Raw genomic sequence first — 25,613 nt, forward strand, 5'->3', positions numbered from 1 at the left:
CGCATATGACGGTATTCAACACTCGCATCAGGCGCATCGCCCGCCGCGCGCTCGCGGCGCTCGCCGCCGTGGCATGCGCGATGTCGCTGGCCGCGTGCGGCGCCGACGAAAGCGGCAAGATACGCATCGGCATCAAGTTCGACCAGCCCGGCCTCGGCTTCAAGAAATCCGGAACATACGTCGGCTTCGACGTGGACGTGGCCAAGTACGTCGCCAAGAAGCTCGGCTATTCCGAAGACGAGATCGTCTGGAAGGAAGCCCCCTCCAAGCAGCGTGAGGCCATGCTGCAGAACGGCGACGTCGACATGATCCTCGCCACCTACTCGATCACCGACGAGCGCAAGAACGCGGTCTCCTTCGCCGGCCCGTACTTCGTGGCCGGGCAGGACCTGCTCGTGCGCAAGGACGACCATTCCATCAACGGCCCCGAAGACCTCAACGGCAAGCGCCTGTGCTCGGTCACCGGTTCCACTTCGGCCGCCACAGTCAAGGAGAAATTCGCCTCCGAAGTGCAGCTCATGGAGCAGCCCGGCTATGCGGAATGCGCCACGGCGCTGTTCTCCGGCATCGTGGACGCGGTCACCACCGACGACATCATCCTCGCCGGCCTCGCCTCCGCCTCGCGCGGCAAGCTGCGCGTCGTCGGCCAGCCGTTCACGCAGGAATACTACGGCGTGGGCATCAAGAAGGGCGACACGGCGCTCGCCAAGAAGATCAACGCCGCCATCGCCGAGATGATCAAGGACGGTTCCTGGGAGCGCGCCATCGCCGACAACACCGAGGGCACGTCGTACACGCCGAACGCGGAGTACAACCCGCCGAAACCGACCGAGGGGGAGAAGTAGCATGGACGGATTCATCCAACTGTTCAGCGAGTACGACGTTCCCGCCGCGTTCCTGGTCAACATCGAACTGACGCTGTGGTCGGCGCTGTTCTCGCTGATTCTCGGCGTGGTGCTGGTCATGATGCGCATCTCGCCGATATCCTCGCTGCGCACCGTCGCCGGAGCCTACGTGGAACTGTTCAAGAACCTGCCGCTGACCATCATCATGGTGTTCATGGTGCTGGGCGCCTACGCGCAGCTCAAGCTCACGTTCTCCGACACGTTCGTCACGAACTTCTTCTGGCTGGCGGTGACGGGCCTGAGCCTGTACACCGCGGCGTTCGTGTGCGAGTCGCTGCGTTCAGGCATCAACACCGTGCCGATCGGCCAGGCCGAGGCGGCTCGTGCGCTCGGATTGGGCTTCATGCAGTCGGCCACGCAGATCATCCTGCCGCAGGCGTTCCGCGGCTCGGTCGCGCCTCTCGGCAATACGCTGATCGCGTTGCTGAAGAACTCCACGGTGGCCGCGGCCGCGTCGGTGGCCACGGAGACGTCGTCGCTGATGAGCACGATGATCGAATTCCACCCGGACGTGATCGTGCAGATCTTCCTGATCTTCGCGTTCGGCTATGTGATTCTCATCATCCCGATCGGCATGCTGACCACGTACCTGTCCAACAAGCTCGCCGTGCGGAGGTGACGACATGGCTGATACTTCCAATTCCGTATTGTTCGACCAGCCCGGTCCCAAGGGACGTCGCACCATCCGCATCGTCAACTGGGTCGCCGCGCTGATCTTTGTCGGCGTGCTGGTGCTGATCCTGATGCGCCTGCACAACCCGCCGGACGGCGAGAACCAGCTGAGCTGGGAGCTGTGGAAGCCCGCGCTGGAGCGTGAGGCGTGGACTGATTTCTATCTTCCCGGCCTGTGGATGACGGTCAAGGCGTCCATCGTCGCCGTTGTCGGCTCCGTGGTGTTCGGCCTGGTGTTCGGCGTCGGCCGACTGCTGCCGAACGTGGTGCTGCGGGCGATCTCGTCGGTCGTCGTGGAGTTCTGCCGCGCGGTGCCGGTACTGCTGCTGATGATCTTCTTCTGGCGCTGGTTCGCGTTCGCGGGACTGTCCAGCCCGTCCTACTGGGCAGTGGTGCTGGCCCTGGTGCTGTATAACGGCTCCGTGGTCGCCGAGCTGGTGCGTTCCGGCGTCGGCAACCTACTGAACGGGCAGCGTGAGGCGTCGCTCGCACTGGGACTGACCGAGACGCAGTCGCTGATGCAGATCGAGGTGCCGCAGGCCGTCTACGCGATGTTGCCGGCCGCCGTCACGCAGCTGGTCGTGGTGCTCAAGGATACCGCGCTTGGATCGATCATCATGTACACCGATCTGCTGCAGGAGTCGCGCCGTCTCGGCTCGATGTACTTCAACATCCTGCAGACGCTGGTCGTGGCCGCGGTCGTGTACTTCATCGTCTGCTGGCTGCTGTCGCGTCTGGCCGAATGGCTGCCGTCGCGCATGCAGCAGCGCACCGCGGCGCCGGCCGAACCGGAACCAGTTCCGCCGATCGCGATCATGGATCCGTCCAACGTCAACCAGATCGCCGTCGCCAAGGAGGTCGAGGAGCGCCCCCTGCGCGGCACGCCGCTCACATACCACGCGCACCATCGCGGCAGCAACGCCTCGATCCACAACTGGCAGCGCACGCGCTACGAGCAGGGCTTCGACGAGGCCCATCCCGATCCGCAGGGCGGAGATGAGGGCGATGCCGAGCAGAAGAACGCTGAAGACGACGCGTAATGACCCGGTAGATTACGGTCCGCGCAGGAATACGCGGACAGCGTCCCACAGCCTGACCCGATAACGGCCGGGCCGGCACTCCCCGACAGGGGATGCGCCGGTCCGGCCGTTCGATATTCCGCCGCGGAAATGCTTCACAAGGCGGCGCATGGGACGTACAATCGGGGCATGGCCAAAGGCGACGGAAAATCGGACAAGACAGATAAGCCGGACAAGTCGGGCAAAGGAGCGAAGTCCGAGAAGACGGACAAACGCATCGACAAGGTACTGCGGCTCGCCACGAACCGCATCGAAACCATCGAATCGAGCACGACGGTGGCTGAACGACTCGCGAACGCCGCCAAATCCAGTGAGCTGCTCAGCGCTGTATGGTCGCTGCCACCCGCGCAGCGTCTCATGTTCCATCACGGCGTGCATATCGACGATGTCGCCGGAGACTCCACACCCGGCTTCCCAGGTGGCAGAGATGACGCTGAACGGTTCATCACGCTCAGCTCATCGGAGATCGCCCGATATCAACGGCTGCTGTATGCGAACGGCGTCAAGGGCTCGCGCCGCCGGCTGCTCATCGTGCTGCAGGGCATGGACGCCTCCGGCAAGGGCGGCATCGTGCGCCACGTGTTCCGGCAGGGCGACCCGATGGGCATCCACTATCACGGTTTCGGCAAGCCGACCGACGAGGAGACGCGGCACGGCTTCCTGTGGCGGGTGGAACGCGAGCTGCCAAAGAACGGGTGGATCGCGGTGTTCGACCGCTCGCATTACGAGGACATCGTCATGCCGCATGTGTACGGCACGTATCCCGAGGCCGAATGGCGCGGCCGGTACGATCTGGTCAATGAGTTCGAGCGTTCGCTGGCGGCCGACGGCTGCGCGATTCTCAAGATCTTCCTCGTCGTGAGCCAGGAGGAGCAGAAGAGGCATTTTCTCGGGCGTCTCAACGACCCGACCAAATACTGGAAGTTCGACATGTCCGACCTGGACGCGCGCGAACGCTGGGACGACTATATGGGCGCGTGGCAGGAGGTGTTCGAGAAGACCAGCACGCAGACTGCGCCGTGGTATCTGGTGCCCGCCGACAACCGCTGGTACTCGAGGGCCGTGGTCTCCGAGCTGCTGCGCACCACATTGAAGAACATGAACATGACATGGCCGGGACTCGACCCGGACGTCGATCCGGACGAGGTTCGGCGGCTGCTGGGGTGAACTTGCGCCCGCCGGTCGATTCCGCGAGCTGCGCCGGCGTGTAGACTGGGAACCACTATGGCAGATACAGAACATTATGGTTCGCTGGGGGCGCTGGCGCCCGCGTGGGACGAGGGCGAGCGCAACATCGACACGGACGAGATCTACGAGCGGTTCTTCGGCTGGGTGGCCGACGTCAAGGGTGTCGAGCCGTGGCCTCATCAGGAAGAGGCCATCATGGACCTGCTGGCAGGCGACCATGTGATCCTCAACACGCCGACCGGCTCCGGCAAGTCGCTGGTGGCGCTTGGCATGCACTTCGCCGCGCTGTGCACCGGGCGGCGCTCCTATTACACCGCGCCGATCAAGGCGCTGGTCTCGGAGAAGTTCTTCGATCTGGTCGAGGTGTTCGGCCGCGACAACGTCGGCATGCTCACCGGAGACACGCATATCAACGCCGATGCGCCGATCATCTGCTGCACGGCCGAGATCCTCGCCAACCAGGCGCTGCGCGAGGGGCGTCGCGCGGACGTCGGCTGCGTGGCCATGGACGAGTTCCACTATTACGGCGACTCGGAGCGCGGCTGGGCGTGGCAGGTGCCGCTGCTGACGCTGCCGGACACGCAGTTCCTGCTGATGAGCGCCACACTCGGCAACGTCGACGCGATCGCCGACAAGCTGGAGGACATGACCGACACTGACGTGGACGTGATCGCCGACGCGCCGCGCCCGGTGCCGCTCACTTACGAGTACACGCTCGATCCGCTGGAGAAGACCGTCGAACTGGCGTTCCGCAAGGGCGAGACGCCGATCTACGTCGTGCATTTCTCGCAGGATGCGGCGCTCGACACCGCGCAGTCGCTCGCCTCGACCGGCGTGTCCAGCAAGGAGCAGCGACAGGCCATCGCCGAGGCCATCAAGGGTGTGAAGTTCACGACCGCGTTCGGCAAGATACTGCAACGGCTGTTGCGTACCGGCGTCGGCATCCACCATGCCGGCATGCTGCCGCGATATCGTCGTCTCGTCGAGCAGCTTGCGCAGCAGGGGCTGTTGCCGGTCATCTGCGGCACCGATACGCTGGGAGTCGGCATCAACGTGCCGATCCATTCGGTCGTGCTGACCGCGCTGACGAAGTTCGACGGCACCAAGATGCGTCGCCTGCGCGCCCGCGAGTTCCATCAGATCGCCGGCCGCGCCGGCCGCATGGGCTTCGACACGGAGGGACTGGTCGTCGCCGAGGCGCCCGAATACGAGATCGAAAACGCCAAGGCCGTCGTCAAGGCCGGGAACGATCCGAAGAAACTCAAGAAAGTCAAGCGCAAGAAGGCGCCGGAAGGGTTCGTCACGTGGAACCAGAGCACGTTCGACAAGTTGATTGACGCCGCGCCGGAAACACTCGTCCCGCACATGAAGATCACTCATTCGATGGTGCTCAACGAGGTCACGCAGGGCGGTGACGCGCGCCGGCGCGTCGACGAGCTGATCGACGACTCCGCGCAGACGCCGGACCAGAAGGAGCATCTGCATGAACGTGCCGACGAGATATTCCAGACCCTGTTCGACACGAAGGTGATCGAGACCGAAGAGCGCGACGACGGTGGGCTTGACTACTTCCTCGACGTGGACATGCCCGACGATTTCGCGCTCGACCAGCCGCTCAGCCCGTTCCTGCTCGCCGCGCTGGAACTGCTCGACCCTGAATCCGACATGTACGCGCTTGACGTGATTTCCATGGTCGAGGCCACACTCGAAGACCCCAAGCAGGTGCTGCGCGCGCAGGAGCGGCAGGCGCGCGACGCCGCGATGATCCGGATGAAGGAAGACGGGTTCGAATACGACGAGCGCATGGACAGGCTGCAGGAGATCACCTATCCCAAGCCGCTGGAGGACATGCTTGACGCGGCGTTCGATCAGTACCGGCACGACGTGCCGTGGGCGAACGACTACTGGCTGAGCCCCAAATCCGTGGTACGCGACATGGTCGAGACCGCCTCCGACTTCACCGGATACATCTCGCGGTACAACATCGCCCGCTCGGAGGGCACGCTGTTGCGCTACCTGTCCGACGCCTACCGGGCGCTCGCCCGCACCGTACCGGACGACAAGCTCGACGATCAGCTGCGCGACGTGATCTCATGGCTGCGCGTGGTCGTGCGTTCGATCGACTCCAGTCTGGTGGATGAATGGGAGAACGCCGGCGCGTCCGATGATGCCTCGCAGGCGGCCGCCAGTCTGGCCGCGCCGGGCGCGAAGGCCGCGGTGGTGGAGGACCGGCGCGGGCTCACCGTGCTGATCCGCAACGCGCTGTTCCACCGCGTGCAGCTCATGGACCTTGACAAGCCCGAGGCGCTCGGCGCTCTCGACAAGGAGTGGGGCTACGGCGTGCATGAGTGGGAGGACGCGCTCGACGACTTCTACGACGAACACGAGTACGTGAACACCGACGCCAAGGCGCGTTCGGCCGAGCTGTTCATGCTCGACGAGAAGCACGAGAACGATGAGCACAGCTGGCATGTGCGCCAGATCATCGACGACTCCGACGGCGACCACGACTGGGCCATCACCGGCACCATCGACCTGGACGCGACGCAATCCAGCGGCGAAGTCGTCTTCTTCGACTACGCCGTCACCAACGACTGACGCCGCCAGCACCCGCCAGCGGGGGCTGGCGCGAAGCGACTGGGGGTGGTCTGTCCGGTATCGAACCTATGTTCGATGCCGTGTTGTAGAGTGTAGGCATGACTGAGAATGATCTGTTCGGGGCGGCGGATGTGCCCGACGATATGACGCGACCGTTGGCCGTGCGCATGCGGCCTCGGACGGTCGACGAGGTGTTGGGGCAGTCCCATGTGCTGGGGAAGGGCTCCCCATTGCGGCGTCTGGCGAATCCCTCGTCCAAGGGGTCGCTGACCGCGCCGAGCTCCATCATCATGTTCGGACCTCCCGGCGTGGGCAAGACCACGCTGGCGACCATCGTCGCCCGTCAGTCGGGGCGCGCGTTCGAGGAGCTGTCGGCGGTGACATCGGGGGTGAAGGACGTGCGTGACGTGCTCGCCCGCGCGCGGCGCAGACTCGTCGGCGACGGCACGGAGACCGTCCTGTTCATCGACGAGGTGCATCGTTTCTCCAAATCGCAGCAGGACGCGCTGCTGCCCGCCGTCGAGAACCGTGACGTCACCTTCATCGGCGCGACCACCGAGAATCCGAGCTTCTCCGTCATCAAACCATTGCTGTCACGTTCCGTCGTCGTCAAACTCGAATCGTTGGAACCGTCCGATCTCGTCACGCTCATCGCACGCGCGGTGGAAGACAAGCGCGGATTGAACGGCGAAGTCAAAATCGACAATGCGGCGGTCAACGAGATCATCCGCATGGCCGGCGGTGACGCCCGCAAGACGCTGACGATCCTCGAAGCCGCTGCAGGTGCCGTCACCGGAGACAAGGCCCGCAGAAAAGGCGCGCGGCGTCCGACCATCACGCCGGATGTGGTCTCGCAGGTCATGGACGCCGCCACCGTGCGCTACGACAAGGACGGCGACGACCATTACGACGTCATCTCCGCATTCATCAAATCGATGCGCGGCTCCGACCCGGATGCCGCGATACACTACCTCGCACGCATGCTGCGAGCGGGCGAGGATCCGCGGTTCATCGCCCGTCGCATCATGATCGCCGCCAGCGAGGAGGTCGGCATGGCCGCGCCGCAGATACTGCAGGTCACCGTCGCCGCCGCACAGGCCGTCGCGATGATCGGCATGCCCGAAGCGCGCATCATCCTCGCCGAGGCGACCATCGCCGTCGCCACCGCACCCAAATCGAACGCCAGCTACAACGCCATCAACCAGGCGCTCGCCGACGTGGACGCCGGGCTCATCGGCCAGGTGCCGCTATACCTGCGCAACGCGCCGACCGCGTTGATGAAAAGCTGGGGCAACCATGACGGCTATCGGTACGCGCACGACTGGCCGGGTGCCGTCGCGCCGCAGGAATACCTGCCCGAGGAGCTGCGCGGCCGCGAGTACTATCATCCCAACGACCGCGGATACGAGCACGAGGTCAGCCAGCGCTTGGACAAAGTCCGCTCCATCCTGCACAGTGAAACCGCGCCGGACGGCTATACCGAGTCCAAAGAGCAGAACGGATAAATCGCCCCGCCCGGCGGGGTTGCCGAGCGGTAGCGAGGCTGGGAGTAGTTCATCGCAACCGCCACTCCGCCCTCGTCCGGCAATCCGTTACACTGTAATGTGGCCTGACGCAGTGTGGGTATCGTAAGGGCAGTCCGGAAACAACTGGCGTCGGTCTGAATGGATTTCATCACATGACCTCAACCTCGCAGGAGCGCATCCCCAAGCGTCTGATCGGCGCCATCGTCGCCGTGGGCTCGCTGGCATTCATCGGCATCCTCACCGAAACGGTGATGACCGTGCTGTTCCCGGAACTCATGACCGAATTCGGCGTGAACACCGCCACCGTGCAATGGATCACCACCGTGTATCTGCTGGTGGTCGCGGCCACGATGCCGCTGTCGTCGTTCCTGAACCGCCGCTTCCGGCTGAAGTCCCTGTTCATCGCGGCTGTGGTCCTCGCCGTGACCGGTTCGGCGATCATGATCGTCGGCCACACCTTCCCGGTCATCCTGCTCGCCCGCGTGATCCAAGGCATCGGCTCGGGCGTGGCGACGCCGCTGATGATGAACATCATCCTCGAACAGTCGCCCCGCAGCAAGGTCGGCCGCCTCATGGGCGTAGGTTCGCTGGTGATCACGGTCGCCCCGGCCATCGGCCCCACCGTCGGCGGCGCAGTGTCGAGTGTTTTGCCGTGGCGTGCCATCTTCGTCATCGCCATTCCGATCGTGCTGTTGGTCTCCCTGCCGCTCGGACTGCACTGCATCGAGCAGAAACGCCCCACCGAGGACGCGCGGCTCAACCCAGTGCAGTTCGTGGCGATAGTGCTCGCCCTGAGCGGCATGATCTTGGCGCTCAACCAGATGGGCGTCGCGGTCAGCGCTGCGGTCAACGGCTCTTCGGCGACACGTCCCGTCATCATCACCGTCGTGAGCCTGGTCGTCGGTGTGGGCTCCCTGGTGTTCTTCGGCTGGTCATCCAGCCGCTCGTTCTCGCCGCTGATTCGTCTGGGGTGGCTACGAGACCGTGTCGTCCAGCTTCATCTACTCGCGTACCTGATTCTGCCGATCGTCGGCATCGGATTCGGATACGTCATCACCAATCTGGCCCAGATGTCGCTTGGCACCAGCGCGTTCCACGCCGGCGTCCTCGTGCTGCCGGGCGCTCTGGTCGGTGCGTTCTTCGCGCCCGTCGGAGGCATGCTGTACGACAAATTCGGCCCGACGAAGCCGATTCTTTCGGCGATTTCGGTGGCCACGTTCGGACCGATCCTGCTGCTGGCATTCTCCATGCGGTTGACGCCTGCGCTGCTCGCCGGCTTCTACTTCATTTTCGGGCTGTGCTATGCGCTGGGATTCTCCAACATCATGACCAGTGCGCTGAGCGGCATCGACCACGCGTTCATGCCGGATGGCAATGCCGTGTTCAATACCGCATTGCAGTTCGGCGGTGCCGTCGGCACCGCACTGTTCTCGATGATTCTCGGCGTGGCTCAGGCGGGCGCCGGCTCGGCCGAAAAGGGGAGTGCCGCGTTCCGTCACGCCACGGCCGTGGGCGGCACGTGGATGTTCGCGACGATGACGGTGATCTGCCTGATCGCGATCTGCTCGCTTGCCTGCGCGTTCCGTATCCGTGCGTCGAGAACGGCTGCCGAGCGCTGACTCCCGCTCCGGGGATGGTTCAGGTCAGAGCCATCCCACCGCCAGCAGCGCGACGACGTAGGCGACGCACGCGGCTGCGACCATTAGATCGCGTCGGCGCGCGCGCATCACTCTCCAATGGGTGCGGTGGATGCCTTCCTCGTAGCAGCGCGCGTCAAGCGCCAGACTGAGATTATCCGCGTGACGCAGCGCCGCCACAAGGATCGGCACGATGATGGCGAACAGCGCTTTGACACGAGTGGCCGGCGAACCGGTCTCGATCGTGCCGCCGCGGGCCGATTGCGCGTCGATGATCGCCTTGGTCTCGTCGCTGAGCGTCGGCAGGAACCGCAGCGCAAGACTCATCACCAGAGCCACTTCCTGCGTGTGCCAGCCGATCTTTCTGAACGGCAACAGCAGGGAGCCGAACGCATCCGTCATCGCGGTGGGGGTCGTCGTCGCAAGGAACACGGCACCCAGGATGATCACCAGCGCGAGACGGCACGAATACAGCACCGCGACCATGAGCCCGCCGGTGGTGATCGGCAGCGGGCCGATATGCGCAAGCGTCTCGCCGGAGCGGGCGAAGAACATGTTCACCAGGCCCATCACCGCGAATACGATCAGGAACACGCGCACGGAAGACAGCAAACGCAGCGGATGCAGCCGGGCGGCCGCCACGACGCATGCGGTCAGGACGGCGCCCATCGCCAGCTGCGCCGGCCTGGTGATGACGAATGCGGTGAACATCAACGTCAGGAACGTTACCATCTTCGCGCGCGGATCCAGGGACGCTACGAATGACGGACGGTTCCTGGATCCGTCTTCAATGGACTCGATGCCGGCTTTGCCGGCGTTCGTGGAAGACTCGGTGGCGTCGCCGACGCTGGTGTCTCCGTCGTCTCCGGTACCGCAACCATCGCCTTCGCCGTCGCCATTATGCGATCCCATGGTGATGATGCGGTCCGCGCAGTGCTCGGCCTCGTCGATGGAATGCGTGATGATGAGCACCGCCACGCCCTGACTTTTCAGGGAACCCAGCAGCGCGTGGATGCGGGAGACCGCCGATTCGTCCAGACTGGCGGTCGGCTCGTCCATGATGAGCACACGAGGGCGGCATGCGATGACGCCCGCGATGGCGACGAGCCGCTGCTGCCCGCCCGACAGGTTGAACGGAGAACGGTCGGCGAGATGCTCGATATGCAGCATCCGCAGCGCCTCCTCTACGCGGGTGGCCACCTCCAACTCGCTCAGATGCTGGTTGCGTGGGCCGTACGCCACATCCTCGGCGACGGTGTCAGCGAACAGCTGACGCTCCGGATGCTGCATGACATAGCCGACGTTGCGCCGCAGGGCCGCGCGTTCTTTTCGGGTGAGTGCGCGAGGCCGTTTCCCGTGTTTCGACGACGAGACCGGCAATCCGGCCACGGTGATCGATCCGGCGGACGGGCGGTCCAAGGCGCACAGCAGACGTGCGAGCGTGGTCTTGCCGGCGCCGTTGGAACCCATCAGCGCCACGATTTCGCCTTCGGCGACGCGCAGAGAAAGATTCTCGAAAACCGGGGCGTCGCCATCGTCATAACGATATGACAGGCCGGATACTGCGATGGCGTCGGATGCTGAGCCTGTAGGTGGAATGGGTGATGCGTCCGACTTGGTAGACGCCGGTTTTACGGGTTGTCCGGATTTCGCTGGTTGCGCGGGCGACGCGGCCGCGGTGGAACCTCCGGGCTCCTCAGCTGCCGACTCCGTGGAGCCCGCAGCGTCAGTCGCGTCAGCGTGGCTCCGCGCAATCACTTGCTTCGCCGCAATCGCGTCCCTGTCGGCTTCGACCTGCGTGAGCAGCCCGCCGTCTATGCGAAGTACGCGGTCGGCGTGCATGGTCTCGTCATGATGATGCGTGACCAGCACGATCGTCGTGCCACGCCGTTGCAGCATGTCGAGGATGCGCATCACCTCGATCCGCGCGTCGGGATCCAGCATCGCGGTCGGTTCGTCGAGCACCAGCATGCGCGGGTTCATCGCCAGCATTCCGGCGATGGCGATACGCTGCTGCTGGCCGCCGCTCATGCGCGTCGGATCCGCGTGGCGGAACCCCGCCATATCCACCGATTGCAGGGATTCGTCGATGCGCCCGCCGATGTCGTCCCGAGCCACGCCGAGGTTTTCCGGGCCGAATGCCACATCATCCTCGACGATGGTGGTGACGATCTGATCCTCCGGATTCTGGAACACCGTGCCGATGCCATGCCGGGCATCGCGGTATTCGCTCGGATTCGCTGAAGCGGTCTCGCCGTCGAAGACATGATGGCCCAGCAGCGTCATATCGCCGCCGTCCGGGGCGGCGAGACCGGCGATCAGACGCGCCAGAGTGGATTTGCCGGAGCCGTTGGGGCCCACCAGACACAGCCGCTCCCCGCTGCGGATGGTCAGGTCGATGCCGTCAAGCACCCATGTGACGCCGTTGTCATAGCTGAATCGCACATGCTCAAGTCGTGCGGCGGGAACCATGCTGTTCATATCATTCCATTCACAAAACATCGTGGTCAATCCATATCATAGAGGCCATTGTCACCGCTGACGGATGCAGCCCGCCAGAGAGGTCATCACCCGGACTGTCGGAAATAAGCCTCGTGCGATGACCCTTTTGGCGGGCTGCCCTAGGCGGCGACTTCGCGCCGCATCATGTCAGCGATTCAGCAGGTTCGAAATCGGCTTGTACACCAGGAACGTGACCACGCCGTGAATCACGAACTTGATCAGGTTGAACGGCAGCAGTGCGGGAACGATGATGGCCGCCACCTCGGAGACCGGCCAGCCGGTGTAGATCGGCGTGATGACCAGATTGCCGGCGATGGCCGCGACCAAGGCCAGCAGGGCACCGACGACCAAACCGATGACAGCGCCCTTGCGCGTGTGCACGTGGCGATAGATGAGCGCCGCCGGCACCGACAGCGTCAAAGCCACCAGCACGGCCATCAGCGTGCCCCACGGGTCCATGAACACGTGCGGTACGAAGCCGAGCACACTGACGATCGCGGCTGCGGCCGGGCCGTACGCGAAGCCGGCGATCAGGCACACGATGCCGGACGGGTCGTATTTGAGGAACGAGAACGCCGGGTTCGGCAGGATCGGGAACGAGATGAAGCTGGTCGCCATCGCCAGCGCCACGAACAGCGCGTACATGGCGATGCGGCGGGTCGACCAGCGGCCGGAATCGGCGACGCCGGTCGAATGCGCCAAATCCGGGCGCGTCGGCTTGGCCGCGTTCGACGAATCGGCTGAATTGGGTTGCGAAGATACACTCATGGTGAGCTCCGTTTCTTCCATCCGGACTTTGACCGTTGGCTCCGGATTCCCACCGGATCAGCCGCTTGCGCGGGTCGCGGGCTGCCGCGGCCGCCGTTATGAATCCCGGCTCCGCAGGTCACCGCCAGTAAGGAATTGCACCTTCCCTGAAACTTGCTTGACCATGTATACGCCGGGGTGTGGATGATTGACGTAACGTTGCCCACATAGCGAACATGAGGCATCCATGCGCGTAGGTGGCCCCATCCACTACGTTGTGCCGGTTTTCGCGCTGCATACCGGCGCAATTGCCCATTTCGACACGATTTCGTTATACAATTTCGCGTACAGCCACTATGACGTGCGTGTCGCACACCATCCAACAGGAGGTCATGATGATTGATACCGCTCAAGCGTTTGGCGTGGATATCGGCGGATCCGGTATCAAGGCCGCTCCGGTCGACCTGAACAAGGGGGAGTTCGCCGAGCCCAGGCTGAAGATCCTCACCCCGTCCGAGTCCACCCCGCAGGCGATCGGATCGGTGCTGCGCAAGCAGCTCGAACATTTCGAGATTCCGGAGACGGCTCCGGTCGGCATCTCTTTCCCCGCTCCGGTCAAGCCCGGCCAGAAGCTGAATTGGATCGCCAACCTCGACCAGTCGTGGGTAGGCGTCGACATCACCGAGGCGCTGTCCGAGGAGTGCGGCCGTCCGGTCACGGTCGTCAATGACGCCGATGCCGCCGGCTTGGCGGAACAGCAGTTCGGCGCGGCCAAGGGTCAGGAGGGTCTGGTCGTCGTGACCACGCTCGGTACCGGCATCGGCACGGCGCTGATCTATGACGGCGTGCTCATCCCGAACACCGAGCTCGGCCACATCGAGCTGGAGGGCGGCAAGGGCGACGCCGAGCGCTACGCATCCTCCGCGGTGCGCGAGCGCAAGGAGCTCAGCTACAAGAAGTGGGCCAAGCGTCTGACCAAGTACTACAGCCTGATCGAAAAGTACTTCAGCCCCTCGCTGATCGTCATCGGTGGTGGCGTGAGCCGCAAGAGCGACAACTTCGTGCCGTTTATCGACATCGATACGCCGATCGTCCCCGCGAAGCTGCGCAACGAGGCCGGCATCATCGGTGCCGCCTACTACGCCAGCACCAAGTAGCGCAGAGGGCACAGGCACATACATTCGCACGCCACACCTTGGCCGACCATCGTCCCGGCAATGCAGGACGCATGGTCGCGGTAGGGTAGTGGCGTGCGTTTTTCTTCCCGAGTAGATCTGAGCGAGCCCAATCCCATAGCCGCAGCCGAGACACATTGCCGGCGCGAAGGCATGCCCCTGGGCAAGCTCAACGATTCCAATCCCACACGTCACGGACTTGCACCGGCACTGGTGCCGGGCACGTACACCGCCGACCCGAGAGGCCCGCGACCCGCACGGGAGGCGCTGGCCTCCTTCCTGACCGAGCTTCACCGGGGCGCCGAAGGTGCCGGCACCGCGCCGGCGGCGGATCCGAATCGCCTCTATCTGCTGAGTTCCACGTCACAGGCGTACTCGTGGCTCATGAAGCTGCTGTGTGACGCGGGCGATGCGGTGCTCGCCCCCAAGCCGGGGTATCCGCTGATCGAATCCATCGCCCGCCTGGAATGCGTCGACACTATCGAATACCAGCTGCGTTTCGACGGGTCATGGTACATCGACGTCGCCGAGTTGCGCGCGCTGCTGGACGGGCCGCAGGGGGCGCGTATACGCGCTTTGGTGCTCATCAACCCCAACAATCCGACCGGGTCCTACGTCAAGGCGGGGGAGCGCGAGCAGCTCGTCGGCCTGTGCCGCGAGCGCGGTGTCGCCATCATCGCCGACGAGGTGTTCTACGATTACGCACTGGAGCCGTTCCCCGGCAATGCACGGCTCGCCGGCGAGGCGGGGGCGCTGACGTTCGCGTTGGATGGGTTCTCGAAGATGCTCGCCGCGCCCCATGCCAAGGTCGGCTGGATTCAGGTGTCGGGCCCTGAGACGGACGTTCGCGAGGCCATGCGTCGGCTGGATGTCATCGCCGACGACTACCTGCCGATGAGCGACATCATCGCCTCCCGCATCCCGGACCTGTTGGAGGCGGCGAAGGTCCAGACCGACCTCGTGCGCGGCCGGGTGCAGGGCAATCTCAGGGCACTGCACCGCATGCTGGAGTCCGACCCGCTCGGCGTCGTCTCCGTGCTGCGGGCCGAGGGCGGCTGGAACGTGCTGCTGCGCGTGCCGGGCGTCATCGATGAGAACGAGCTGGTGCTGCACATGATTGACGCGCATGGCGTCTCCGGCCAGCCCGGCTATTTCTTCGACATGGCCTCGAACGGCTATCTGGCCATATCGCTGCTGCCCGAACCGGACGAATTCGCGCATAACGTGCGCGTCGTGCTGGACTCGGTGGCCGAATTGCTGGGGTGATTGTCGAAGGACGCTCTCAAAACTCGCAGATACAGATTCCACGTTTTCTGCGTTTTGGCCATTTTCCGCCGTTTTCGCGTAAAAGCGGAAAACGTATCTGCGAGTTTTGAGAGCGTGCTTTCCGCTATCGTGCCACTTTGGACCGAATCAGGTCCTCATAGAACGCGGCCGCGGCGGCAGGTTCCCCGTCGAATACCACCGCGTGGTCGTCGACCACCAGCGCCCGGTCGATCGCGTACTGCGGCCGTGTGATCATGTCCACGTCATGCGTGGCGAAAATGACCTGCTTGTTGTAGCCGAACAGCGCCTTCGCCACGTGGGCCGAGCCGATCTCGTCCAGGCCCTTGGTGGGCTCGTCCGCCACGATCGCCGCGGGGGAGAAGCTCAACGCGCTGGCGATGGCGAGCAGGTGCCGCTGCTCGCTGTTGAGCGAGCTGGCCGACTGCCGAGCCACGGTGCTGAGCCCGAAATGCGCGAACAGGTTGCCGACGATGGCCAGCCGCTCTGATTCGGGCACCTTGTGCTTTTTCAACGGCTGGTCGATCGCCTCGCGGATGGTCGCCGCACGGTAGTAACTGTCGGGGATCTCCTCGCGGCGGACACGCCCGACGATGTCCTCGATGCGTTTGAGATCACGCTTGACGGCGGGGCTGAGCGCGGTCTCGCCAGCGGTGATGGAGACGGATCCGCTCGTGGCGGCCAATGCTCCGTCGAGCAGCTTGAGCAGCGTGGTCTTGCCGGCGCCGTTCAGCCCGATGACCGCCACGCGCCTGTCATCGGGCGTGATCGTCAGCGATGTGGGAAGAAGCCCGACGGAACCGTCCTCATAGGTGTGTCCGGCTTGGTCCAGCGTGAAGGTCACCTGCGATGGCAAGGCTTCGTCCTTGCCGAAGAGCGAGTCAAAAAGTCCCATGACTCCTATAGTAGCGGCATCGGCGCATTCGCATCGGCCCGCATCGCGAGAAGGCCCGGCGGCCGCCGGTACGCGGTCGTCGGGCCTTCTCGTCATGGCCTGCGGGCGATCGTCTTCGCGTCAGGCGAAATAGAAGCCCTTGAAATCGTACTGGTACACGCGGTACTGCGAGCGGGAGTCCTTGTCCTTGGAGGACTTGGCCGTGCTGATGTCGGCGATGGTGGTCCAGTCGTAGTCGGGCCGGGTCATCGCGTAGCCGAAGTCGTTGTCGAACATGTAGATGTAGTACTGGCCGTCGGGCAGCAGCTGGATGGTGTTGAAGTGGATCCAGTCCCAGCGCCCGGATGCGGTCGGATCGGATTCATCGATGCCGGAGTGGCCGGTGGAAGCCTTGTAATCGGGGAACATCTCGCCGAAGTCGACGAGCTTCGTCACCTTGCCAGTGCTCGTGTTGACCTTGATGGCCTGGTCCTGCACGGCATGGTCGGATCGTGTCAGGTCGGTGGCGAGGGAGACGATGTTGCCGTCATCGTCGAGCGCGTAGTCGTGGTGGAGGATGAACCGGTCACCCAGGTCGATGATCTTCTCCAGCTTTCCGAACCGGTTCATGCCGACGAAATGCTTGGTCGACGCGGAGAACCACATGAGCCCGTTGTCGTCGAACAGCAGCCGTTGCGAGCGGTAGCACGGTAATAATACGCAGAGGAAACGCTATGTGTTGTCTGGCGATTTCCTGAATCGCATGAATGTCGATTATGGCGGGCGGCTTATACGTGTCGCGGTCCGGTGCCGTCCGCGACACGCCCGCGGGCGTCTACAGCCTGAACCAGGCGACGACCGTGTCGTAGAGGACCGGATTGTTGTTGATCAGCGAGTCGTCGCGGCCCGGGATGAAGCAGGCCAGCACAGCCAGGATGATGGATGCCATCAGCACCGCCACAACCAGTCCGCGGACGCATGCGAGCACCATCGGGTGACGCTTCGTGACGTCTCGCCGAGGCTCGTTGCGTTCCGACGGATCGGGCGCACCAGCCGCGATCGCGTCGCCACCGGGATGCATGAGATACAGCATCGGCGCCAGCGCGGCGATCGCCATCATCCACCCGAAATCGCAGATGTAGCGCCATCCCAGGCCCGCGGTGTGGCTGTCGAACACCGCCAGCAGCACCGCCAGGGCCAGGGAGCACGTGGCGAGCCCCCAGTAACCCGACCTGTGCATCCTGCGTCGCAGGAACGGGGCCGCCAGCGCGAGCAGCAGCAGCGGGCATGTCGCGAACAGGCCGCCGGCCATCAGCTCGTAATAGCCCCATTCGCGGAACGCTATGGGCGTCATGCCAATGAAGGGGAACTCCGACGTGAACCGCAACGGCAGGAACAGGTAGGCGCCCACCGACGGCAGGAAATTGGCCGTCGGCTGCACGAACCTGGTCATGTCGGTGACGGTCATCTGGTAGTCATTGCCGAAATCCAGCGGCGACCCGAACCGGGCGACGTTGTAGGCCATCAGCGGCAGCACCACGATCAGGGCGGGGATGATGACGGCGGCCGGCGCTCGCAGGGCCCTTCGCGGGGGCAGGGAGCGGCTTTTCAACCCCTGCAGCAGCGAGGTGATCTGCGGCCAGAAGATCGGGAAGCACAGCAGCGCGGACAGCGCGAACGTGGGCCGGCATCCGAAATTCGCCGCGATGCATGCCGCGCCGGCGGCGAGATAGCGCAGCGATAGTGGTTGGGCGCCCGCGACCGACCAGCTGCCCACATGGACGTGCTCCCCGCGCCCGGGATGCCGTTCGGGTGTCGCTTTGAGCCACAGCCACAGGCCGAGCGTCGTGAACATCAGGGATGCGGCGAAGGGCACGGAGTAGAAATTCAGGCGGAAATGCAGATAACTGGCGTTCGAGCCGAGCAGGAACATCACGATGACGATGGACGTGGCCGCCACCGATGCGTTCGGGCACAGACGGTGCGTCAGCCGTATCACCAGCAGGCATGCGAAGACGGCGAACAGGAACATCATCAGCAGTATGCACACGGACGTGGGCAGCATCATGCCGCCGGGCGTCCATAGGGACGTTATCGCACGGAACGGCAGGAAGAACAGCACCACGGGCACCACGCCGAAATACGAATACCAGTGGCCGCCATAGAAGGCATAATCCCAGAATATCTGCGTCTTGCCGGATTCGAACAGCTGACCGCGCACCAGGATGTCATGCGGGTTCGCAGCCTGCGCCAGCTCGGGGGAGACCGGCAGATCCAGCCACACGCGGCCGTTCAGCAGCGACTGCGCGACATGGTCGTACTGGTCGAAGTCGTAGGTGTAGCCATGCGGGTTGGGGAACACCAGCGGCCCGGAGACGAGGAATTCGCCGACGATGCGCACCATGGTATAGATGGCCAGCGGGGCGAGGAATGCCACGAGCGCCCACCGCTGCCGTACGCTCGCAGGATTGAGCCGTATGCGCCACAACGCGGAGCCGGGTCGCCACAGCGCGACCAGTAGCGCCACCGCGGCCATGATCGACACGCGCAGCCAACTGAACTCGAAGGGAACCCGAACGTTAGCTCTGACCGCGGAGAACGGGATACGAGAGCCCACGGGCTCCTCGATCCACAGGCGAACCGAGCTGCCCGGCTTCACCTTAAGGTACAGCGAGCGCGGCGCCGACGTGGAGACGGAGGTGATCTCGCCGGCGCGCGAATCGGTGTCGGCGCGCACGAACACGTTGTTCGCCGCTTTGACGTCGCCTCCTTCGGGCGTGTTCGCCGTCTCGATGCGCACGTATGACGACGTGCCGTCCGCACTCACTTCCATGTACGCCGACGTCGGGTCGGTGACGGTGAGGATGCCGTCCTCGCCGCGTTTGAGACCGTCTCCCATGACGTTCGTCGCCGCGGCGGAATCGGTGCTGGCACCGAGCGTGGTCCAGAACGGCATGTTGAACGCCACGCATTCGATCACCAGGATCGCCAGCAGCGCCACAAGCATGGCTGGCAGTGACCGTCGCATGTGGTCTCGGGAAATGACGGAAGAACGCACCCCATTATTCTATCGGCTTCATGTCGGGTTGGATTGAAAGAATGTGTGCCATGTTCCGAAACGCTTCACACTTCCCGTCAGAAGGCTCTCTTGGAGGGCTGATCTCAGGCCTGTCCGGCGCGTTGCGACAGGTGGGGGACGCCGCCGCGTCCGTACTGGGCGGGCGTGGCGTTCGTATGGACGAGGACGGGCAGGGACCGTTCGAGGCGGCGGTGCAGGCCGCAGCCGGGTCCGGCAACGACACGGATGCGATGATGGCCGCGCTCTCGAAGCATTCGGTGAGATTGACGCCGCTTATCAAGCGTCGCGTGTTTCCCGACCTGCCCGGTGTCCCGCGCGGTGTGGCGCTGGGATGGGCGCAGCTGACCTCGGGGGAGGGTGCCACCATCTCGATAGGGCTGTTCATCGGGCATGACCGTTTCTCGCAGATCGCGCTCGCCGACGGGAACGGGCGCGTGTTCGTGACCTCCGACCCGCATGCCGATACGCATGATATGAAGCCGCGGTTCATGCTCGTCAAGGAGGAGGAGCTGGACGCCGTCGACGGCGCGAGATTCGGCGCGAAGGCGCGGCCGCCGTCTGCGGTGACGGGGGCCTCGACCGGCGAGCCGGCGGGCACGGTCCGCGCGTTTCAGGGCGGCATCGTGGGACGGGACGCCACAGGGCGCATGACATGGCTTGCCTCGTGGCTGAAGACGGGAAACCGGTACACCCTGGAGCAGATGCGCTCCCCGCTGCCCGCCTCGCTGCGGCAGCGTCTGGATTACCGTGACGCCATCTCCATCGCCTTCCTCGCCGCATACATGCTGCCCGAAATGCGGGGGCTGCTCATCGGGTTCGGATCGGGCAACATCTTCCGTCGCCTCAACCGTGAGGCGCCGATGGGTGCCATACGCCGCAGCATACGCGACACGATGGAGGCTCGCGCGCACGGCATGCGAGCGTCCGGTCTGGAGGATCATTTCGCCGACCTGATGCAAGAGGCCGGCGCCCTCGACCATGCGTCCGGCCTGGAGGCGGTGCACGGGGCCGAACCGCTGCACCTGTATACGTCCAGTTACTCCGGCGGGTATTTCTTCGCGTGGGACTCCGGACTGGAGTTCCGCGCCGCGCTGCGCTCGCTGAGAATCGAGGGTAATCTCAACCGTTTCGCCGCAGTGAGCGCGTGGATCGAACGATCCGCCCGCAACGGCGGCGTGACCGAGGACACGGTCACGCGCGCGCAGGCCGCGCAGATCGATCTTGCGCTGCTGGACGATCCGGCGCTGATGGCGCTGCCTTGGGAAGGGAACCCCGCGATATCCGAAATCGATTTCCCGCACGACGACGGCGTGGCGGCGATACGACACGTGTGGCGGTACGCGGGCGAGACCGCTGACCGGATGCTTCAAGACAATCCGAATCCCGCGGGCGGGCGGGTCGGTTCCGACCCAGGGGCGTCAGAATGGGGGTACCGTCAGGCGGTGTCCCGGCTGCTGCGCCAGCTGAGGCTCCCGTATCGCTTCGACATGGAATTCCGCAGCAATCTCGAACAGGGGACGACCGCGGTGGCGTTCACCACGGCGGGCCCCTCCATGATGCCGGAAAGCCGCTATGACGAGTGCACCCACGATTGGGTCTCGTTCTCGCAGGGGGAACGGGCCGCCATGAGCGCCGCGTACAATCTCCGCGTCGGGCTCATCATCGCGGCACTGTGCTTCGGCGCGAGCGAACGGGTCGATCAGGTGTGCGTGCGCATCGATTCCATCGGTCTGGAAGAGGCGGTCGCCGAGCAGGACAGCGCGATCTCCGATCTGATGAGCGCAGCGCTGCGATCGTTCGAGCGCTTGCACACGGGCGATGCCGGCGCGTCCAAGGCCGATCCGAAGGACGGTGACCATCACGGCGATCCTTCGCATACGCCTTCCGCGGAGCCGGCGCCTGATGCCCGCACCCCGCAGGCGGATGCCAGAGGCGCCCAGGACGCGAAGACGGATTCCGCCGGTGAGTCCGTTTCTGCGACCGTCGAGGATGATGATCTGCAGTCGTTGGAGAGCTTCGCCGACATGATGAAGGACATCAATTTCGAAGACTTCGTACGGGACTCCCCGCAGGAAGTCCAGGACTCCGACTCCGGCGATACGGGTCAGGCGGATGACGCCGGAGCGGCCCCCGGCGGCGAAGGCAACGAAGAAGGCGACACCGACCCCATGGATGCGCTGCGCCGCAGCCCCACCGTGCGAAACCTCGTCACCGTAACGTTCACCAGGCAGGAGTTGCTGCAGCGGCTGCGCGAAGACGCGTTGCGGCACCCCGCCGACACCTATCGCCTGTTCGGCGCGGTGATGGACATCGACGAGCGGGGCGGACTCGCCCCCATCAGCGCCGAATTCGACCTGCGTGACGCGAGGTTCTCCCCGACGGGCTCCCAGGAGGAGCCGGAACTGTCGGACAAGGTCTTCCCGGCGACTGTCGCCGGCATCCTCGGCACGGACAACGCCGAGGGCCTGTCCATCCAGCGGGCGGACCTGCTGCAGCGCTGCGTCGACGAATTCCACCGGCTCGCCGCCGACGGGACTCTGGCGTCGGTCTCCAAGGCGCAGCATGCGATGCATGTCATCGACCGCGTCGCCGATCCGGAGCTGTCCGAATTGTCGTCACGCGTCACCAGTGCGCTCATCGACGGTACCGACACACCGGACTTCACCTTCCAGCTGGCGGACGAACTCGACCGGGAACGCACGCGGGCCCGCGACCTGCTGTTCTCCGGTCAGGACGATCAGGCCGTGACCGTCGCCGAAGCGGCCATCGAACGTGTGGAATCGGCTTATGCCGACAATCCGGGCGTGCCACGGTATTTCAACTCGTATGCCGAGCGCGTCGTCTACAACCGCCTGTTCGCCACGGACGGCGAACGCACGGTGCTGATCCCCGACAACCTGTTCTACGCGCACACCGAGCTGGCGGACCTGCTGTCTCAGCTCAAGGGCGCGAAGGCCGCGCTGCCGCACCTTAACGCGATGGTGGCGTATGCTCCCGCTTACCCGTTCTCGCACATGAAGCTCGCAGTGCAGCTCGCCCGCAACGAGGATTGGGATTCCGCGCGCGCGGCATGCCTGAACGCGCTGCGCGTGGCGCTCGACCGTGATGACGCCGCATTCGCCTACTACCGGCTGGCATACGCGGAATGGATGCGCGACCGTTTCGATATCGCCGCCGCGGCCTACATCATGAGCGAGCACATCGCACCGGGGCAGATCGGGGCGCTTGACGGCGAGCTGAGGGAACTGCTCGCACGCGCCGAATCCCAATGCATAGCGGTGCCTACCGACGTGGAGTCGGCAGCCGGCGTGCTGCGCATGCACGATCTGCCGGTGTGGCCCCACACCCAGGTCGCCGCGATCGTGCGCGACGCCGCCCGCGTGTGCGTGGACGAGGGCATGTTCGTTCCCGCACGGACGCTGTCGATGGCGGCCGCCCGTATGAACGACGGCGACAACGGCGGTGTCGACATGGTGCAGTCCCAGTTCCTGAGATCGCTCAACTCCTGATGCCGTGGCGCGGGCGTCGCCGAGGCGGGTTCATGTTTTCGATTACAATCGAATCCAGATGAATTCGCACATACGAAGGGGAAGTGATGGCTCGCGCAGCGGTTTCGCAATCATCCGGCGACCAGTTGGCTTGGGATTTCGACGATCCGGACGCCGGGGAGGCTCCGGCGCCGGTCGAGAACGAAGGCGCCGCCCGGTTCGCGCCCGGCTCATCCCAGTGGGTCGCCGCGCTGCAGTCCACGGACGCTGATGCGGCCCGGCTGGATCGGCTGGATGTGTCCTCGCTGTCGAACGAGGTTGCAGCCCGCCTGTGGGCACGCGTCGCGGCGTGGGTCGAGGCCGACCAGATCGCCTATTACATCGATGACGCGCCGGTCTCGTCCGACGCGGCCTACGATGCACGCTTGCGTTGCCTGCAACGGCTGGAGGCGGAGTTCCCGTCGTTGGATTCACCGCAATCTCCCACGCACCGGGTCGGCGGCACGTTCTCCAATGATTTCGCTTCGGTGCGGCATCCGTCGCGTATGATGAGCCTTGACGACGTGTTCTCGATCGAGGAGCTGCGCGATTGGTACGATTCGGTGCTGCGCGATTTGGACTGGCCTGAGGGCAAGCCGTTGCCGATGACCTGCGAGGTGAAGATAGACGGCCTGGCATTGAATCTGATATACCGCAACGGCGTGCTGGAACAGGGGCTGACGCGTGGCGACGGCGTCACCGGTGAGGACATCACGCTCAATGTGCGCACGATCGGCTCCATTCCCGCCAATCTCGGCGGGCCGGCCGCGGATATCCCCGAGTTCGTGGAGATCCGCGGCGAGGTGTTCATGCGTTGGGACGATTTCAAGGCGCTCAACGGTGAACAGGAGGATGCCGGGCGCCCTCCGTTCGCCAACCCGCGCAATGCGGCGGCCGGATCGCTCAGGCAGAAGGATCCGCGCATCACCGCCACAAGGCGGCTGAGCTTTTACGCGCATGGCATCGGTACGCTGCGCTGGGGCTCGGGGCGGCCCGCCGGCCCGCATGACGTCGTCGCCGACCAGTCCGAGGCGTACACGCTGTACTCCAAGTGGGGAGTGCCGGTGTCGCCGCACAACCGTGAGGTCACGTCGTTCGCGCAGATCCTCGACATGATCGACTATTACGGCGAGCACCGCGGCGACATCGAGCACGCGCTCGACGGCATCGTCGTCAAGGTCGACGATCTCGGCCTGCAGAGGTCGCTGGGCGCGACCTCGCGGGCGCCGCGTTGGGCCATCGCCTACAAGTACCCGCCCGAGGAGGTCAACACCGAACTGCTGGACATCACCGTGCAGGTCGGGCGTACCGGGCGCGTCACGCCCGTCGCCGTGCTCAAGCCCGTGTATGTAGCGGGGTCCACGGTGTCTCGCACGACATTGCACAATCCGTTCGAGGTCAAGCGCAAGGGGGTGCTGATCGGCGACACGGTGGTGGTGCGCAAGGCCGGCGACGTGATTCCCGAGCTGGTCGGGCCGGTCGTGGAACGCCGCAGGGGGCGTGAAGACGACCTGCGCGAATTCGTCATGCCGGATCGTTGCCCGTCCTGCGGATCGAAGCTCGCACCGGCCAAGGAGGGAGACAAGGACATTCGCTGCCCGAACGTGGAATCCTGCCCCGCCCAGCTGACCGAGCGCATCATCAACCTGGCTTCGCGCAAGGCGTTCGACATCGAGCATCTGGGCGACCAGTCGGCCATCGCGCTGACCAACCCAGAGGAGAACCGGCCGGATTCGCCGGATACGTTCGCTCCGAACATCACCGAGATTCTCGTCAAGCCCGGCGAGGAGCCGGAGCCGTACGAGCCCGTGGAGGGACTGCGGCTGCCGGAACGGCAGAAGCCAGTGCTGTCGAGCGAAGCGGGGTTGTTCACACTGGACGCCGCGGCGCTCAGGGATGTGCGCGTGTGGCGTGAGGCCGCGATCATCGAGATCCATGAGACGGTCACGGCTGACGGCAAGACCAAGCGCACTCGCAAACGCATCGGTGGCTCGGGCCTATGGCATCAGGTCCCGGCGTTCTGGACCGCGCCCACGCCGGCGAAGAAGCTTTCCGCGCGACGGCAGGCTGCGGCCGGCGCGCCGGCCGACGCTGCGGCTGAGCCGTATCCGGGATATGACGTGCCGGCCGATGCGGTGGTCGTGCGCGTCGATCGGAAGACCACGCGCAACGGCACGGTCGACGTCCCCGTGTACGTCCGCCCCGGCGAGAACACGCGCAAGATGTTCGACGAGATGGACAAGGCCCGGCACGCCGACCTGTGGCGGGTGCTGGTCGCCTTGTCGATACGTCGTCTCGGCCCGCCCACGGCCCGTCTGATCGCCTCCGCCTTCGGCTCGCTGGAGGCCATCGAGCAGGCGGGCGTGGACGAGCTGTCGGCCATTGACGGCATCGGCCCGGAAATCGCCGAATCGGTGGTCAATTGGTTCGCCGCCGCCCGTGAGCCGAGGGATTGGCGGGGCGAGACGCTGCGCGCCTGGCAGGCGGCCGGCGTCGGGGTCGCCGCCGCCGAGACCAGCACGCTGCCGCAGACGCTTGCCGGAAAGACCGTCGTCGTGACTGGTTCTCTGGAGGGATTCTCGCGTGATTCCGCCAAGGAGGCCATCATCGAGCGCGGCGGCAAGGCTGCCGGCTCGGTCAGCAAGAAAACCGATTGGGTCGTCGTCGGCGAAAACGCCGGCTCCAAGGCCGCCAAGGCCGAAGAACTTGGCATCCCCATGCTTGACGAAGCCCAATTCCGCACCCTCTTGGAAACCGGCGCCGTGCAATAGACTGCCGCCCCCTCTCCGCTGACGGAGGGCTGTCGCGGAGCGACTGGGG

General features: G+C 64.8%; 15 protein-coding genes, 1 pseudogene and 1 riboswitch. Of the genes and pseudogenes, 11 read left to right on the forward strand and 5 right to left on the reverse strand.

The window, feature by feature from the left end; translation table 11 throughout:
- Positions 1 to 5 precede the first annotated feature (5 nt).
- The 7 genes from BBBF_RS03310 (at position 6) to BBBF_RS03340 (ending at position 9,587) form a co-directional block, all read left to right on the forward strand.
- A complete protein-coding gene (locus BBBF_RS03310) occupies positions 6 to 845 on the forward strand; it encodes a glutamate ABC transporter substrate-binding protein (RefSeq protein WP_014760076.1) in 840 nt (279 codons plus the stop codon).
- 1 nt (position 846) lies between these two features.
- Entirely contained in the window at positions 847 to 1,524 is a 678-nt protein-coding gene (locus BBBF_RS03315; protein ID WP_003819283.1) for an amino acid ABC transporter permease, read from the forward strand.
- A 4-nt stretch (positions 1,525 to 1,528) separates the two neighbouring features.
- On the forward strand, positions 1,529 to 2,617 hold the full coding sequence (locus BBBF_RS03320) for an amino acid ABC transporter permease (RefSeq protein WP_021647970.1): 1,089 nt from the start codon (positions 1,529 to 1,531) through the stop codon (positions 2,615 to 2,617).
- Positions 2,618 to 2,785: 168 nt separating this feature from the next.
- Entirely contained in the window at positions 2,786 to 3,823 is a 1,038-nt protein-coding gene (locus tag BBBF_RS03325; protein ID WP_003816364.1) for a PPK2 family polyphosphate kinase, read from the forward strand.
- A 57-nt stretch (positions 3,824 to 3,880) separates the two neighbouring features.
- On the forward strand, positions 3,881 to 6,442 hold the full coding sequence (locus BBBF_RS03330; RefSeq protein ID WP_021647971.1) for a DEAD/DEAH box helicase: 2,562 nt from the start codon (positions 3,881 to 3,883) through the stop codon (positions 6,440 to 6,442).
- Between the two features lie 98 nt (positions 6,443 to 6,540).
- A complete protein-coding gene (locus tag BBBF_RS03335) occupies positions 6,541 to 7,947 on the forward strand; it encodes a replication-associated recombination protein A (protein ID WP_021647972.1) in 1,407 nt (468 codons plus the stop codon).
- Between the two features lie 173 nt (positions 7,948 to 8,120).
- The gene (locus BBBF_RS03340; protein ID WP_017143319.1) at positions 8,121 to 9,587 is read left to right on the forward strand and encodes an MDR family MFS transporter; all 1,467 of its coding nucleotides are present in this window, start codon (positions 8,121 to 8,123) and stop codon (positions 9,585 to 9,587) included.
- A gap of 24 nt (positions 9,588 to 9,611) precedes the next feature.
- Here BBBF_RS03340 and BBBF_RS03345 read toward each other — a convergent pair whose 3' ends face one another.
- The gene (locus tag BBBF_RS03345) at positions 9,612 to 12,077 is read right to left on the reverse strand and encodes an energy-coupling factor transporter ATPase (RefSeq protein ID WP_033509511.1); all 2,466 of its coding nucleotides are present in this window, start codon (positions 12,075 to 12,077) and stop codon (positions 9,612 to 9,614) included.
- Positions 12,078 to 12,254: 177 nt separating this feature from the next.
- Positions 12,255 to 12,875, reverse strand: a complete 621-nt coding sequence (locus BBBF_RS03350; RefSeq protein ID WP_003812575.1) for an ECF transporter S component — start codon at positions 12,873 to 12,875, stop codon at positions 12,255 to 12,257.
- Positions 12,876 to 12,880: 5 nt separating this feature from the next.
- Positions 12,881 to 13,033: riboswitch (FMN riboswitch) on the reverse strand.
- A gap of 216 nt (positions 13,034 to 13,249) precedes the next feature.
- Here BBBF_RS03350 and ppgK point away from each other — a divergent pair.
- A complete protein-coding gene (gene ppgK / locus BBBF_RS03355) occupies positions 13,250 to 14,011 on the forward strand; it encodes a polyphosphate--glucose phosphotransferase (protein ID WP_014760081.1) in 762 nt (253 codons plus the stop codon).
- A gap of 93 nt (positions 14,012 to 14,104) precedes the next feature.
- Complete coding sequence (locus BBBF_RS03360) at positions 14,105 to 15,295, forward strand: pyridoxal phosphate-dependent aminotransferase (protein WP_033509447.1); 1,191 nt, start codon at positions 14,105 to 14,107, stop codon at positions 15,293 to 15,295.
- A gap of 124 nt (positions 15,296 to 15,419) precedes the next feature.
- On the opposite strand, the gene BBBF_RS03365 is transcribed toward BBBF_RS03360, so the two are convergent.
- The 3 genes and pseudogenes from BBBF_RS03365 to BBBF_RS03375 form a co-directional block, all read right to left on the reverse strand.
- Complete coding sequence (locus tag BBBF_RS03365) at positions 15,420 to 16,208, reverse strand: ATP-binding cassette domain-containing protein (RefSeq protein ID WP_003816351.1); 789 nt, start codon at positions 16,206 to 16,208, stop codon at positions 15,420 to 15,422.
- Positions 16,209 to 16,352: 144 nt separating this feature from the next.
- A pseudogene (locus BBBF_RS03370) lies at positions 16,353 to 16,892 on the reverse strand (aryl-sulfate sulfotransferase); the annotation flags it as partial.
- 130 nt (positions 16,893 to 17,022) lie between these two features.
- On the reverse strand, positions 17,023 to 19,215 hold the full coding sequence (locus BBBF_RS03375; protein ID WP_033509446.1) for a hypothetical protein: 2,193 nt from the start codon (positions 19,213 to 19,215) through the stop codon (positions 17,023 to 17,025).
- Positions 19,216 to 19,295: 80 nt separating this feature from the next.
- On the opposite strand from BBBF_RS03375, the gene BBBF_RS03380 reads away from it, so the two are divergent.
- Both BBBF_RS03380 and ligA read left to right on the forward strand, forming a co-directional pair.
- Positions 19,296 to 22,775 (forward strand): tetratricopeptide repeat protein, encoded by a 3,480-nt coding sequence (locus BBBF_RS03380; RefSeq protein ID WP_033509445.1) that lies wholly within the window; start codon positions 19,296 to 19,298, stop codon positions 22,773 to 22,775.
- An 86-nt stretch (positions 22,776 to 22,861) separates the two neighbouring features.
- Positions 22,862 to 25,564 (forward strand): NAD-dependent DNA ligase LigA, encoded by a 2,703-nt coding sequence (ligA, locus tag BBBF_RS03385; RefSeq protein WP_021647980.1) that lies wholly within the window; start codon positions 22,862 to 22,864, stop codon positions 25,562 to 25,564.
- Positions 25,565 to 25,613: the final 49 nt, after the last annotated feature.

The organism is Bifidobacterium bifidum ATCC 29521 = JCM 1255 = DSM 20456, assembly GCF_001025135.1.
In the GTDB taxonomy this organism is placed as follows: domain Bacteria; phylum Actinomycetota; class Actinomycetes; order Actinomycetales; family Bifidobacteriaceae; genus Bifidobacterium; species Bifidobacterium bifidum.